The sequence below is a fragment of the Gaetbulibacter sp. M235 genome, assembly GCF_043876835.1.
Lineage (GTDB): Bacteria > Bacteroidota > Bacteroidia > Flavobacteriales > Flavobacteriaceae > Yeosuana.
On the sequence record NZ_JBAWJZ010000002.1, the window covers coordinates 62,630 to 77,666 of the forward strand.

The window sequence follows — 15,037 nt, forward strand, 5'->3', positions numbered from 1 at the left end:
ATTGCTTATAGTTTTAAAATTATGCTTATTGTATTGTTATGCGGGTTCCTTCACTATGACTGCTAAATTCTGGAGCGTACATACTTTGAATGGTTGTTATACCATTGCTCATGTTTCCTGCATTATTTACGCGTAAATCATATTCAAAAACAAAGACCCCTTTTGGTAAATAATCAAAGAAGAAATTAGTCGAGGCATCTTTTGTGCTTTCGTAATAACCTAAACCGTCTTGCCATTTGTATTCAGAAAGCACATTTACAGGTTCTAATCCTGAAGCTCGCATATCTTTCATGTGTACAAATTCCATGGTTCTATCACTTTGTAATTCAATACGAACTCTAACCAAATCTCCAACTTTTAAATGAGTGTTAGAATTTATTTCAGAGATTTTTTCACCAGTATCTGTATTGGTTTTTAAGAACAATTTTTTCTTCAGTTTAAGTGGAGTTTCCGAAGATGTAATGTTATCTAAATCTTCAAAATATTGCCAATACAAACTTCCCCAAGCAATACCATCACCTTTTTTGGTTAAAGTAACATCTGCCATTTCTGGTTTAATTTCTGAAGAAGTCCAAGATGTTTTGTAATAACCTGTTCCTGCTTCTACTTTAACATTTTCTAGTTTTGAAGGCTCTATTTTTTCATTTCCAATTACAACATCTACCATATCGGTTACACTTAACCAATCGCTTCCTTGAAGGAGTAACGCATAAACAGCTTCGGTAGTTGCCTTGGTTGTTTTCCATTGATTGGTTTGCTTGTTTTTAAGCAACCAGATTTTTAAGTTATCAATGGTTTTGGTATCGTTTTCAATTTCAGAAAATACTTCAATTAATAAAGCTTGGGTTTCAATTGGTGCTTGGTACCAATACCATGAACTGGTATTTTCTTTCCAGTACATGCCTAATTCTTCTGAAGTAATACTATTTTCTTTTAATGACTTTAAAATTTTTGTTGATGTTGATTTATCTCCCATTCTTTCAACTACCAAAGCCATTAATCCTTTTGCGTATAGAGAACGACTTAACCAATATTTTTGAATTTGAGTTTGGTAATACTTGGTGACATCTTCAACTTCTTTTGACTTTTTTATTTCAGGATAAAAGCTTCTCATATACAAATAATGTAGTTGCGTATAGCTTAAATGATCTTTGCCTAAATCTACTTTTGCGTCATATTTTCTAATGTCTTTATATTCTTGAACAAATTCGTTATCTAAATATTTGATGGCTTTTTCTATCATTTTAGATGCTTCATCTGTTTCAACATTAAGGTGCTTTAAATGACCAAATCCCGTAATAATATGTTGTGTAATGTATCTGTTTTCACGCCCACCATTAAACCAAGACCAAGCACCATTGCTTAGTTGATTGCTTTCCAGTTTACGTTTTGCAGATTGTAATTCATTATTCATTTTGTTTAAATCGAATAGTAAAGCAATACGTTTTTTCTGTTCGGTTTCACTTTGTGCATCTCGTAACCAAGGTGTTTCCTGAATCAAAATTGATTTTAATTCTTCATTTTTTTCAAGATTGGAAATTAACACATCTTGAGATTTCCATTGATTGAATATTTCTTGAATTCTAGGGTTTGAATTTGCAATATGACTTGCCAATGCATTTGCATAAAAACGAGAAAACGTTTGCTCATTGCATTCATATGGGTATTCCATTAAATATGGCAACGCTTGAACGGCATACCAAGCTGGATTGTTTGTCATTTCCAATGTTAACTTATGGTTTTTAAGCGTTGTAGACGTATTGTTTTTTAACTTATCTAAGCTAAATGTTTTGGTTTCGTTACTTCTAATCCACATAGGTAATGTTTCTGTTACTAGTATTCTATTGCTTAAAACTGGTAAGGCATTTTGTTCACCATCACTAAAAGCATCAGATTTCGCAATAATTTTATATTGAACAGCATCTACATCATCAGGAATTGTTAAGTTCCAAGATACTTGTGTATTGCCTTTTGCATCAACTGTAAACGATTTATTGTTTTCAGAATTACCAAGTCTGCTATCAATAGCATTTCCTGAAACAGCATCTGTCAGCAATAAAATGGCTTGCCCAGAAAGTTGTTTGTCTGTAAGATTGGCAATTTTTGAGCTGATAGTGATTTGGTCTCCTTGACGTAAAAATCGTGGTGCATTTGGAATAACCATTAATTCCTTTTGGGTAACAGTTGTTAAGGTTTTAGTGGCACTTTCCAAAGTTTTGGTGTATGCTAATAATTGCAGTTTCCATTGGGTTAAAGCTTCTGGAGTTGTAAAACTAAAACTAACGTTGCCATCTTTATCGGTTTGTAATTGAGGAAAGAAAAAGGCAGTTTCTTGAAGGTTTTTACGAATTTGAACGTTGTCGAAGCCTGTTTTTTTAATTGAATTTTTACCATCTGTAGAATCTTTGATGATTTCAACGCCTGCAACTTTTCCTGATAGAGCAAATGAAACATCTTCTGCTTCTTCAGTAACCATATAACCTAAACTTTTCTTTTCTTTAGAAACTCCATAAGCAGAAACAACAACTTCATCTAAATGCGAGCTATCTTCAACTAAAGAAATGCTTAAGCTATTATTGTTGCTTATAATAATTTCTCTAGAAGTAAAACCAAGGTAACTAAATATTAATTTATCATTTTTATTTGCTTTAATAGAGAAATTCCCGTCAAAATCTGTAGTTGTTCCTATTGAAGTTCCTTTTATAGTAATGTTTACTCCAGGTAATGGTATTCCACTTTCGTCAAATACTGTTCCAGAAACAAAACCTTTTTTAATGGACTCATCATATTTAGATTCATTTTTTAATCTTAAAGATCTAATATAATTATCATATTGCCATTTGTTAAAATTAAGGCTAAATCCAAACCAATTCAATTCATCAAAATATTGTTTTGGGTAATTTAAGTCTGTAAAAGGGTTGTTAAATACCCTAAAATATTGTGTGCCAAAACTCTGGTTAGCATTGCTTTGGTTGTAAGAATAATAAATAGGTTTGTTAATTGGGTTGAAATCCCAAGTATGTGTTTTAAACTGGTCTAAGGAAGCATCGTACATGCTTACTAATAATTCGGCAGACACTTTATCTCCTTGCGGGCCTTTTATTTTAAAGCTCCAAGTTTCATCGGTTCCCGGTTGCAATTTATCTCTAAAGGTGGTTGTTTCAATATCTAAATCAGTTTTAGGATAAGGAACGGAAATCAGTTCTGTGCTAGTTTGAAAACTATTGTATGCAGCAAAACTATAATGAATAGCAAATCCACCCACATCATCTTTAGTAACAGGAATCATGAGATTTTTTTTGTTATTGTTTAGTTGAACTATGTAGGTGTTTACAATTTTATGATTCTTTTCAATGGTAACTGTTACATCAAGATTTTTTGAAGCAGAACTTAAAGTTATTAAAACATTATCGCCAGTTTTATAAGTGGTTTTGTCAGCTGTAATACTAAATAATTGATTGTCCGCTAAAGTACTATCCTCATTACTGAATAGTGTGGTTTTAATTTCGTCTTTTACTAATTGGCCAAACTTATCGGTACTTTCTAAGATGATTATGTATTGGCCAGACTCCCATTTTTTGATGTTGCCTAAAGGAAGTTCTTTTGATGTTTCTGTGTCAAAATTTTTATCAAAAACTAAGGTGCCTTTTTCCCAATTATTTGGATTGTATTCATTAGTGTAAGCATCATGAGGAAACAGATTTTTAAACGCTTCTTCAGAAAACTCTTGATAATCTGGTGCTGCCCAAGGACGTTTTCTTAATACTGCTTTTGGAGATTCAAGCTTATAAATTTTCATAGTTCCTTTTGCTGCAACAAATTCCCCATTTAAATTTTTAGTATCAATTTTAATACTGTTGTCTTTCTTTGTTTTGTCAAGCTTGTCACTAATACTCATGTTGGCAACTAAAGCGTGATAACCAACATTAACAATGTTTGTTGCACTTCTGGTCTCTCCGTTTAAATCGGTAACATCAGCTATAATCTCAAAATTAAAAACAGGTAGGTTTGATTTATCAATGCTATTATCGGGTTGTGCTTTAAAAGTTATTTCAAATTCACCTTTATCATTGGTTGTGGTTTCGCCATGTGTTATTTCTTGTGGTTCACTATAAAACCAAGGTCGATACCAAAAATACCAGCGAGGATATTCAACTTTTCGTTGTACACGATAAACCACTTTTGCATCTGTAATATTGCTGCCTGCATATGCCAATGCGGTTCCTTTTATGGTTACAGAATCATTAACTTTAAAGGTTTCTGTTACAGGATTGAATTTAGTTTCAAACTTTGGCCGCTTGTATTCTTCTACAGAAAAATAATGCTCTATAAAGAAATCATTTTCATCACCATCAAATTCAATATGATATTCGCCATTTAAACCAGAGTTAGGTAAAATAAATTCGCCAGAAACGGAACCAAATTCATTGGTTTTAAACTCAAGCTCTTTAATTTCTTCTTCATTAGAATCATATAAAGTAGCATAAACAGATTCATTGGCAGCAACTTCAGATTTGCCATTTTTGGTTTTTATGGCAATAGCTTTGAAATATACGGTTTGTCCTGGTCTGTAAATACTTCTGTCTGTGAAAACAAAACCTTTGTATTCAGTTTCTTCTTTTTCGTTTTTATAATATGGATTCACATAATAATTTCCAAAATAAGCACTGTCATCATCATATTTTACTTTGATTGAAATGTTTCTGAATCTGTCTTTGGTTTTCTCAATTTTTATTTCGCCATAAGCATTAGTTAAAAATGTTTCTGTTATTGTGCTTCTGTCATTATTTTCATTATAACTAAGTTCAACATTGATGTTGTTAACAGGTTTTCCGTTATTTCTATCAATAATTTGAAAGATATCAAAATGGTCACTTTCCCTTTCAACCAAAGCTAAATTGGTTGCTTGTACAATGCTAAAAGCAAAAGTTTCATTATCATTTTTTGGGGAAGCAAAAATTAAATAGGTTCCATTGTTTAATTTTGGTATGAGTACTTCTGTATTATGGTTTTGATAGTCATTTTCGTTTCGTAATGCACTTTCCCATTCATTGTTACTATCCAGTTTTTTAATGAATGCTAGTTGTTCTTCTTGTTTGTAGGTTTTATTAAATTTTTCTAATTGGTTTCTATTTAGTTTGAAGATTTTGAATTGAAGTGAATCTAAATTTTTATAACTAATTAATAATCGAGCATTTTGCTGAATAGGCAGAAAACTTTCTGTGGTAATTTGTATTGATTGTTTTTCAATTTGTTGTTTTAAAATGGCACACTTTTCGGCTCCTTTGCTTTTTGGAAATTCATTTAAAATTTTATTGCAAAGATCATAGGCTTCTTTGGCTTTCCAACGATTGTCTTCTTTGGTGATTGGTTGGTATTGTTGACTTTGCTGATAGTAAATTGATGCAATTTCAAAATCGTATAAACCACAAATTTCTTCCGCTTTTAGAGATTCACTTTCAGTCATAAATGTATTTAAAAGCAAATATTCTTTATCACTAAAAGTAGCATGTTGGTTTACAAACTGTAAACGCTCAATATTTATAGTTGCTAAAGCAAAAGGCTCTTTATCGTTTATGTGGAATTTTATTAAATCCTGATAAATTTTCAGAGCATTTAACTGTAAAGACGTAGAATCTTTTGATTCTAACTTAATTTTTGAAAAAGTTTCAGCATCTCCTAGTAGTTCATGATTATTAATTTCAAATTTATAACTGGGTTTGGTAATGTGGGTTTCATTAGTTGTATAAAAATCTAAGGCTTCATGGTTTAAGAAATCAAATAAAGTAGGTCTGTAAATTTTAGAATCCTTTTGAATATTTAATATATCGTCATACTTGCTTAAAGGTTCTAACTGAAGCATTGTAGCGTTTTGTAACGACTTTTTATAATGAATATCAATTTCATTGAAGAGAGTTTGTAAGTCCCAGGTTCTAAAATCTTCAGTGTTTACTTTTTCTTCGGTTTGTGTTCTTCTATAAAACTGCCATCTGTTTTGATTAAAATACTGCCAGTATAAATTGGCTAAAATACTTTCAAGAATATTTTTTGTTGGAAACTCACTTTTTTCAATTTCATTTTTAAAATTATTTATAATATTAAGTTGAGCATCTTCTTCTAAAATAAGAGCAAACTTGCTTTTAAAAAACATGGTTTTTATAAGCTGAGGTTCGTTTTTTTCTTTTTTGGCAAGCACCGAAATTTGCTCAACAATATTTAAAGCAGATTTTGGTAAACCTTCAACTTCTTGTTGTTCAACCTTTTTCCAAAGATTATTATAAGCAGAATTTTGGCTATAACTGATAGAGTTTAGTAAAAAAATTGTTAAAAAAAATACAGTTCGTTTCATTTGTCTTAATTTGGAACTAAATTACTCTCAAAAGCTGTTCCAAAAAATACTATTTAGGTAAAAAGCTTCGTTAGTTGAGTAAATTTAATTTTTAGTTGAAAAAGAAATATGAATTTTGTTATTAAAATTGTTATGAGAAAATTTATTTACCTACTGCTTTTTCCGTTATTATCAATTAGTCAAAATCAGTTAGACAGCATTGATAATCTGTTTAAACACAAACAATTTGATAAAGCTGAAATTAAACTGTCTGTTTATTTAATACAAAACCCTAATGATTTAAAGGCTATTGAGTTATTGGGAGATACTTATGGCTATCAAGAAAAGTGGGACAATGCCATAGAAAATTATAAAATTTTGGTAAATGCCAATCCAAATAATGCTAATTATAATTATAAATATGGTGGAGCCATGGGGATGAAGGCATTAACAGTTAGTAAAATAACGGCGTTAGGAATGATAGGAGATATTGAAAACTCATTTCTTAAGGCAGCCAAGTTAGATCCCAAACATATTAATACACGATGGGCTTTGGTAGAATTTTATATGAAATTGCCCGGAATTTTAGGAGGAAGCAAAAGTAAAGCATTAAAGTATGCACAGGAATTAGAAAATCTTTCTAAAGTAGATGGTTATTTAGCAAAAGGGTATATCTATGAATATGATGATGAACCAGAACTTGCCGAAAAGTTTTATAAAATGGCTATAAATGAAGGTGGTTCTTTATGGTGTTATGATAAGCTTACAACTTTTTACGAAAAACAAAAACAACCAGAAAAAGCTTTGGCAAACTTAGAAATTGCAAACGAAAAACACCAGCGTAACGAACTTCATTATAAAATAGGAAAGTTAGCTGCAGAATATAATATAGAATTGCAAAAAGGGGTGCAATGTTTGCAAACCTATCTTAAAAATTATTCTCCAAATGATGGCGTTCCAAAAGCATGGGCCCATTACAGATTGTCGCAAATTTATGCACACAAAAAAAATAAAGCAGCAGCTTTAAAGTATATTGATTTAGCACTTGCCGAGTCTCCAGAAATGAAGTCTTTTAAGTTGGAAAAACAAAAAATTTTAAAGCTTTAAAATGTATAAAACATTCGCGTATTAGAGACTAAAAAAGTATCTTTGAGACATTCAAAACCATAACATGAATGTACATTTTATAGCTATTGGCGGCAGTGCCATGCACAATTTAGCAATAGCTTTACACAACAAAGGATATCAAGTAACAGGCAGTGATGATGAGATTTTCGAACCATCAAAATCTCGTTTATCAGCAAAAGGTATTTTGCCGGAATCATTTGGTTGGTTTCCTGAAAAAATAACCACAAAAATTGATGCTATTGTTTTGGGTATGCATGCTAAAGCAGATAACCCAGAACTTTTAAAAGCTCAAGAAATAGGTGTTAAAATTTATAGCTATCCAGAATTTTTATATGAACAATCCAAACATAAAACACGTGTAGTTATTGGTGGAAGTCATGGTAAAACTACCATAACATCTATGATTTTGCACGTAATGCATTATCATGATATTGATGTAGATTATATGGTTGGTGCACAGTTAGAAGGTTTTGATGTCATGGTTAAGCTAACTGAAGACAATGATTTTATCGTGCTTGAAGGTGATGAATATTTAAGTTCACCAATTGATAGACGGCCAAAATTTCATTTATATAAACCCAATATAGCTTTGTTAAGCGGTATTGCCTGGGATCATATAAACGTATTTCCAACATATGATAATTATGTTGAGCAGTTCCGCATTTTTGTAGACTCAATTGTTAAGGGTGGAAGTATTACTTATAATGAAGAAGATTTAGAAGTAAAACGTGTTGTTGAAGCTTCAGAAAACACTATTAGAAAATTACCATATCATACGGCAGATTATACAGTTGAAAACGGACAAACACTTTTGGAAACTCCTGAAGGTCCATTGCCTATTGAAGTTTTTGGAAAGCATAATCTAAATAATTTATCTGGAGCCAAATGGATTTGTCAACATATGGGAGTTGATGAAGATGATTTTTATGAGGCCATTGCAAGTTTTAAAGGTGCCAGCAAACGTTTGGAAAAAATTGCAGAAAGTAAAACCAGTGTAGCTTATAAAGATTTTGCACATTCGCCAAGCAAGGTAGAAGCCACTACAAAGGCTGTAAAAGAACAATATCAAGATAGAACCGTAGTGGCATGTTTAGAACTGCACACTTATAGTAGTTTAAATGCGGAATTTTTAAAAGAGTACAAAGGTACTTTGGATGCTGCCGATGTTGCTGTTGTATTTTATTCACCTCATGCTGTTGAAATTAAAAAACTCAAAGAGGTTACTAAAGAACAAATTGCCAATGCTTTTGGACGTGATGATTTGATAATTTATACCAATCCAGAAGATTTTAGAACCTTTCTATTTTCTCAAGATTTTAAAAATAAAACCTTACTGCTTATGAGCTCTGGTAATTATGGAGGATTGGATTTTAATGATGTTAAAGGCTTAATTAAGTAAGTTTTCACTTATTTGGTTCAATATGAATCAGAACATGTCCTAAATTCTGTATTTCTTTCCTTAGGTGGTCTTTTAGTTTATGGGAGATATCATGTCCTTCTTTTACTGAAATATCTCCGTCAACTATGGCATGTAAATCTACGTGGTGTTTCATTCCTGCTTTCCTAATAAAACACTTTTCAGTTCCTAAAACACCTTCTACTTTGATAGATTCTTCTCGAATTTCTTCTAAAAGGTCGTCATATAAGTGTTCATCCATTATTTCTCCCAATGCTGGTCTGAAAATCAAATAGCTATTGTATAATATAAAAGCAGAAGCGAATAAGGCTGCCCAGTCATCAGCCGTTTCATATCCTTTTCCAAAAATTAATGCGATTGAAATTCCGATAAATGCCATTACAGAAGTTATTGCATCACTTCTATGATGCCAAGCATCAGCCTTTAGGGATGAGCTATTTGTTTCTTTACTTTTTTTTATGACTATTCTGAATGAGATTTCTTTCCACAAAATAATGCATCCAAGAATAATCAAAGTCCAAGGTTTAGGTGTTTTATGAGGTGTTTGTATGTTTTGGATGCTCTCGTAAGCAATTACTGTCGCAGATGTAACCAGAAAGGCTACAACTAAAAAGGTAATCAAAGGCTCGATTTTTCCGTGTCCATATGGATGATTTTCATCTGCTGGACGGTTAGCATATTTTAACCCAAAAAGAACCAGTAACGAAGAAAAAATATCCGTTGTTGATTCAATCGCATCTGCAATTAGAGCATAAGAATTACCAAAAACTCCTGCGATTCCTTTAATTAAAGCCAAACTGGTGTTCCCAATGATACTGAAATATGTTGTTTTTATAGCAGTTTGTTCGTTACTCATTGCTTTCTTTAGGTTGAAAACTATTGGTGTGATATTAAAATATTTTAATATCATGCATTAAGCAAAATTAGTCTAAAGTCTTATAAGGTGAAGAATGTTTAACTTCTTATTTTAATTTTTCTTTAAAAAAAGCAATGGTTCTATTCCAAGCTAAATCGGCAGCTTCTTTATCAAAACGAGGTGTAGTATTGTTATGAAACCCGTGATTTACATCAGGATAAAAATAAACAGTATATTCAATATTGTGCTCTTTAAGCGTTGTTTCATAAGCTGGCCAACCAGCATTCACTCTGGTATCTAAACCTGCATATTGTAATAATAAAGGAGCTTTAATTTGAACAGCTTCTTCATCAGATGGTTGTCCACCATAAAAAGGGACAGAAGCTTTAAGTTCTGGAATTCTTACAGCCATCATATTAGCAATCCATCCGCCAAAACAAAAACCAACAACACCAATGTTGCCATCACAATTATTATGGGATTTTAAATAGTTAAAAGCTGCTATGAAATCTTCTAACATCTCAAAACGATCACGTTTTTTTTGGAGTTCTCTTCCATCATCATCATTCCCAGGATAGCCTCCAAAAGGTGTCAAGGCGTCTGGTGCCAAGGTTATAAAACCTTCAAGAGCAGCACGCCGACCAACATCTTCAATGTAAGGGTTTAAACCTCGGTTTTCATGAACAACAACAATCCCTGGTAATTTTTTAGTGTTGTTATCTGGTTGAGACAATAAGCCTTTAATAGAGCCTCCACCTTTAGGAGACTCATATGTTATATATTTAGATTCTAAACGCTCATCATCTGGTTTTACTAAAATACTATCCACATAATTTGGTGAGATAAAACTTAAAAGAGAGGAAACAGTTAACCCACCAATAGCGTATATTGATAGTTTTTCTAAAAACTGACGTCTGTCTATTTTATTATGAGCGTAATCATCATACAAATCAAAAATTTCCTGATTAATATCTTCTTTTTTTAAAGGTCTCATAAAATATAGATTTAGTTACTCTGAAACTACAAATGTTTTAAGCATGTTCTTACTCGCTGGATTTGGTACTTCTGATATTAAAACGTAACGACCTGGATCTAGATTAACCGTGAAATATCCTGTATCTCCGGCTCTCATATTGTTTACGCCACCTAAAAAAGTAACTCCTTTTGGAGCAGGTTCTATAAGTCCTTTTGGGTTAGACCAATCCATCCAATTATTTAAATTATCTAAATCGACATCATCACTTAATTTAGCTAAATTTATATCATGGCCTATAAAATTTTCATGTGCAATTTGATCTTTGTAATACACAGAGAAACAGTGTTTGCCTTTACTTATATTGTCATTGAAAACAATTCCATCTGTACTTGAAATTTCAATCTTCTCGTCTGCTCTTGGTTCAGTATTTCCTGAATTGGTTTCAGAAACAGTAATGCCTTTAGCCATTCCCATTGATGTATGAAAAACACCGTTAGCCATTTTAACATAACATTCAATGATGTAAAAACCTGGGTCGAGCTTTACTGTTGTTTCACTAACCTGATTGGGAGATATTAAACCAGAGCCTCCCAAATTTTTCATGTCCATAAACCATGAGGGAAGTTTTGCAAATTCAGCAAAGCCTTCTTTGGTTTTTCCTTCATTGATTAGTTTCATGCCATTATCGAAAGGTGGTCCAACTTCTTCAATAACGTTCTGCATTGTAATACTGTCTGGGTATTTATCTATTAGAAAAAAATGTGTTTGAGGTGAGGCATTTTTGTAACGAAATGTGTTCCATCCAGAAGTAATTGTATCTGGCATTTGAAAATCCATGTTCTGGGTAAGAATGTTAATTACATTCACTTTTTCGATAGTACTTTCTTTTGTTTTTGGTTGTTTTTTGTCAGATTTACAAGATTGTACGTTTATTATAATTGCTAGAAATAAGGGGAAAATAAAAATTGTCTTAAATGACTTAAGATACGATTGAGTTTTCATAAAAAATGGTTGTTTGGTTGATAATTGTATTTATGTAACTCTATAAATATAAGTAACTTATATTAAAATCGCAATCTAAAGCTAACATTTGGGGTAATGCCAAGAGATTGATTTTCCACTTTACTAACCGTTTCTTGGTTGTCTAAAGTGTAGTAAGTATTAATAATATTTTTCTTGTTTGTAACATTCCAAACGGAAGCACCAATGGTTGCATGCGTATTATTTGAAATATCAAATTCGTAGGTCGCAGAGCAATCTGCGCGCAGGTAATCTTTTAAATTACTACTGTTTGGAGCTTCATAATTTATAGAACCATCAACAACCTCGTTATTTGCAACTGTTGTTGTTGTGGGTTTTCCTGAGTGCCAGTTAAGTCCTAATGCAAATTTAATTTTTTCATAAGTATATGTGCTTGCTAGAGTAACTGCATGACGAATATCGGCATTGTTTGGAAACGATTCTCCATTGTTTAAGGAATCAAATGTGTAATCGTTTTTACTGTAAGTGTAACCAATCCAAGTGCTTATAAGATCATTAAATTGCTTGTTTATTAATACGTCAATACCCTTGATTTGGTAACTTCCAATGGCATTTGTAAACTGATACTGGTTTTGAAAACCTTGGCTTCTGGTAGTAATGCCATCAACTTTTTTAATATAGCTTTCAGCACTAATTAAAAGGTTGTTTTTATTATAATGGATTCCGGTTGATATTTGCTTACTTTTAATAATAGGGATGTTGTTATTGTTTGAAAGTATCCAACGGCGTTTTTCAATACCTAAAAAATCGTTTTGCAAATCAATGATCTGTGAAGTGGTTTGACTTTTAAATTCGCCTAAAATCTCAAATCTGAAATCATTAAAAAAGCGCTGGCTAAAACTCAATCTTGGCTCAATTAAAAACAAATCAAATTTTTGGTGATAATTAAAACGAGTCCCAAATTTTAAATTGGTTTTGGCATTATTTGATAGTAAAGAGCTTTCGGCATAAATGGCATGACTGCGAATAACTTCTTTGATATAACTTCTAAAAACCGGATTGTTAACGTCTTCAAGATTGCTTACTCCAATTTCAGAAAACTGATAGCCACCATTAAATTTTAAATGATGATTGAGGTTATAATTTACATCAAACTTTACAGAACGGTCATTTACTTCATTCTCTTGTATTAATCTTTGATTGTTAAGGATATCATAGTTTGTAGCATCGAGATTGTAATTTGACATATACACTTGTGCTGTAGTTGATAAGCGTTCGTTCCAATCTCTAGTGTAGGTAATTCCAGTAGCAAGATTTTGTTGAGACAATTTACTGTTTAAAGATTCATTGTTATCGTTGATAGTAGATTGTTCATCATAATTCAGGTTGTTATTTACATTTAAAAAATGAACTCTAATCCTATCTGTTTTGGTTATGTCATATAAGAATTTTGCTGTTATATCATAAAAATAAAAATCCTCATTTTGAGATATTGAGTAACTGTCATCTTTGGTGTTTGTTAAATCTGAATCCTGAAAAATGCGTTTAAAATACTGGTCGTAAGTTGGAGTTACAATCAAATCTGTTATTGAACGTCTGGTAGATAACTGTAATTCAGTTTTATTTGATAAAGGAATTTTTGCGTATGCATCAGCGTTTATCAGGTTAAATCCTGCACCTGCTTTAAAAATGTTATCAATATTATTTGAAAGTTGCATGTCTATAACACTGGAAATGCCATCGCCATATTTTGCTCTTGTTCCATTTTTTGCAACATTAACCTGTTTTGTGGTATAAGGATTGAATGCAGAAATCAGTCCGAAAAAGTGACCAGACTGATACATTTTAATGCCGTCCCAAAGGAAAAGGTTCTGATCATGCGTCCCACCTCTTACATTGATATTTGATACGGTTTCATCAACACTTAAAATACCTGGTAAGGCTTGTATGGTTTGCAGAATATCAGGTTCTATAAGTCCTGGTAAAATGCCAAAGGTTTCTGGTTTTATCGTGGTGGTTCCATCATTTAATTGGGTAATACCTTTGGTAAGATAATTAGATACAATAACTTCTTGTAGCCTTTGGGTTTTTATCGGTTCTGTAATATCATCAAATACTCTAACAACAATAAAACGGTTGTCTAAAATTTCGAAATCTAAATTGGTTCCGGCTTTAAGAAAATCAATAGCTTCTACTAATGTTAAGTTTTCATCTGGAGCGCTTAATATTTTGCCTTTAATGGTTTCATCGGCATAGGAAAAACTAACATTGTATTTTTTTTCAAGGATTTTTAAAACAGAAATAAGCGGTTGCTTTTCTTTTTGAATAGTTTGAGCCTTAAAACTTGTAATATTCAAAAAAAATAAAATAATATAAATAGAAAGGATACCTTTTCTAGTCACGTTTTAGAATTATAGTATTGTTGTTTTTACTATAAGTTAAATGTAAAGGTAAAGTAATTGATTTTAAAGCTGTGCTTATATTTTTATGAGTAAAACCACCTGTAAACAATTGGTTTGTATCAATATTTTTAGCTTCAATGGTTACGTTGTACTGTCTTTCAAATTCAGATAAAACCTCTCTATATGGCAAGCTTTTAAATTGACTTTCGTTATTTATCCATGAAGGCATTGGGCTACTTTCTTTTTCTTTAGCAATTTTTTTCCCATCAATAATTAAAAAACTATCACCAGCTTTTAATTTAGTGAGTTGTGAATTAAAAGTAACGCCAACAATGCCTTCATAGCAAATAACTTCAAAATAGTTGTCTCTTTGTTTTATATTAAATTCGGTTCCAAAGACTGTAACTGTTCCAGCTTTGGTAATAACATTAAATTTAGAGCCTTTGGCAACTTTAAAAAAGGCTTCTCCATCAAGTTCTACATTGCGTTCATTTTTCCATGACTTTTTGTTGTAGGCCAAAAACGTTTTTGCATTAAGAGATACACTTGAGGCATCTGGTAATTCAATAGTGGTCTTTTCAGCTAACGATGTAGATATGGTTGTATCAATAGTTGTTGTGTAATAATATAAACTAAAACAAATTGCTAAAATTGCAGCAACTTTAATAAATGGTTTAACCCAGTTGTTTTGTTTTTTTGTTGTGTGGATAGTTTTTAAAACACGGTCAAGTTCTTTTGATGTATCAAAATCTTCCGCCTTAAAACCTTTTGTACTATTTGATAATTTAATCAAATCATCATAGTCTTCAAGCTTTTTAAACGCTTCAAGTTCCTGATCGTTTAGATCATTATCCAGCCACTTCGATATTAAATATTCTTTTTCCATGTTTTCTTAATACAACTATATAACAATTAATACTTATTTTTTCCTACCTAGGTTTATAAATTT

8 protein-coding genes are annotated in these 15,037 nt (G+C 31.6%); 2 read left to right on the plus strand and 6 right to left on the minus strand.

Going from position 1 to position 15,037, the window contains the following annotated elements; all coding sequences use genetic code 11:
- Positions 1-25: 25 nt before the first annotated feature.
- Positions 26-6,349 carry a carboxypeptidase-like regulatory domain-containing protein gene (locus tag V8G69_RS02895; protein ID WP_394880253.1) on the minus strand — a complete coding sequence of 2,108 codons (6,324 nt, stop codon included), beginning with the start codon at positions 6,347-6,349 and terminating at the stop codon, positions 26-28.
- Between the two features lie 132 nt (positions 6,350-6,481).
- On the opposite strand from V8G69_RS02895, the gene V8G69_RS02900 reads away from it, so the two are divergent.
- Complete coding sequence (locus V8G69_RS02900) at positions 6,482-7,435, plus strand: tetratricopeptide repeat protein (protein ID WP_394880254.1); 954 nt, start codon at positions 6,482-6,484, stop codon at positions 7,433-7,435.
- Positions 7,436-7,499: 64 nt separating this feature from the next.
- The gene (murC, locus tag V8G69_RS02905) at positions 7,500-8,855 is read left to right on the plus strand and encodes a UDP-N-acetylmuramate--L-alanine ligase (RefSeq protein WP_394880255.1); all 1,356 of its coding nucleotides are present in this window, start codon (positions 7,500-7,502) and stop codon (positions 8,853-8,855) included.
- 4 nt (positions 8,856-8,859) lie between these two features.
- Here the strand turns inward: murC and V8G69_RS02910 are convergent, their stop codons facing one another.
- From V8G69_RS02910 to V8G69_RS02930, 5 genes are all read right to left on the minus strand, one after another.
- On the minus strand, positions 8,860-9,729 hold the full coding sequence (locus tag V8G69_RS02910; RefSeq protein ID WP_394880256.1) for a cation diffusion facilitator family transporter: 870 nt from the start codon (positions 9,727-9,729) through the stop codon (positions 8,860-8,862).
- A 106-nt stretch (positions 9,730-9,835) separates the two neighbouring features.
- Positions 9,836-10,723, minus strand: coding sequence for a dienelactone hydrolase family protein (locus V8G69_RS02915; RefSeq protein WP_394880258.1), 888 nt, complete (start codon positions 10,721-10,723; stop codon positions 9,836-9,838).
- A gap of 15 nt (positions 10,724-10,738) precedes the next feature.
- On the minus strand, positions 10,739-11,707 hold the full coding sequence (locus tag V8G69_RS02920) for a hypothetical protein (protein WP_394880260.1): 969 nt from the start codon (positions 11,705-11,707) through the stop codon (positions 10,739-10,741).
- A 62-nt stretch (positions 11,708-11,769) separates the two neighbouring features.
- Positions 11,770-14,088: a TonB-dependent receptor plug domain-containing protein gene (locus V8G69_RS02925; protein WP_394880262.1), complete on the minus strand. Its 2,319-nt coding sequence runs from the start codon at positions 14,086-14,088 to the stop codon at positions 11,770-11,772.
- Positions 14,081-14,974, minus strand: coding sequence for a FecR family protein (locus V8G69_RS02930; protein ID WP_394880263.1), 894 nt, complete (start codon positions 14,972-14,974; stop codon positions 14,081-14,083). The genes V8G69_RS02925 and V8G69_RS02930 overlap by 8 nt, the downstream gene beginning before the upstream one ends.
- Positions 14,975-15,037: the final 63 nt, after the last annotated feature.

What these genes read in the sequence shown, in the direction of transcription:
- murC (WP_394880255.1), top strand. Translation starts at nt 7,500, where the DNA reads ATGAATGTACATTTTATAGCTATTGGCGGCAGTGCCATGCACAATTTA.
- V8G69_RS02930 (WP_394880263.1), bottom strand. Translation starts at nt 14,974, where the DNA reads ATGGAAAAAGAATATTTAATATCGAAGTGGCTGGATAATGATCTAAAC.
- V8G69_RS02915 (WP_394880258.1), bottom strand. Translation starts at nt 10,723, where the DNA reads ATGAGACCTTTAAAAAAAGAAGATATTAATCAGGAAATTTTTGATTTG.
- V8G69_RS02920 (WP_394880260.1), bottom strand. Translation starts at nt 11,707, where the DNA reads ATGAAAACTCAATCGTATCTTAAGTCATTTAAGACAATTTTTATTTTC.
- V8G69_RS02895 (WP_394880253.1), bottom strand. Translation starts at nt 6,349, where the DNA reads ATGAAACGAACTGTATTTTTTTTAACAATTTTTTTACTAAACTCTATC.
- V8G69_RS02900 (WP_394880254.1), top strand. Translation starts at nt 6,482, where the DNA reads ATGAGAAAATTTATTTACCTACTGCTTTTTCCGTTATTATCAATTAGT.
- V8G69_RS02910 (WP_394880256.1), bottom strand. Translation starts at nt 9,729, where the DNA reads ATGAGTAACGAACAAACTGCTATAAAAACAACATATTTCAGTATCATT.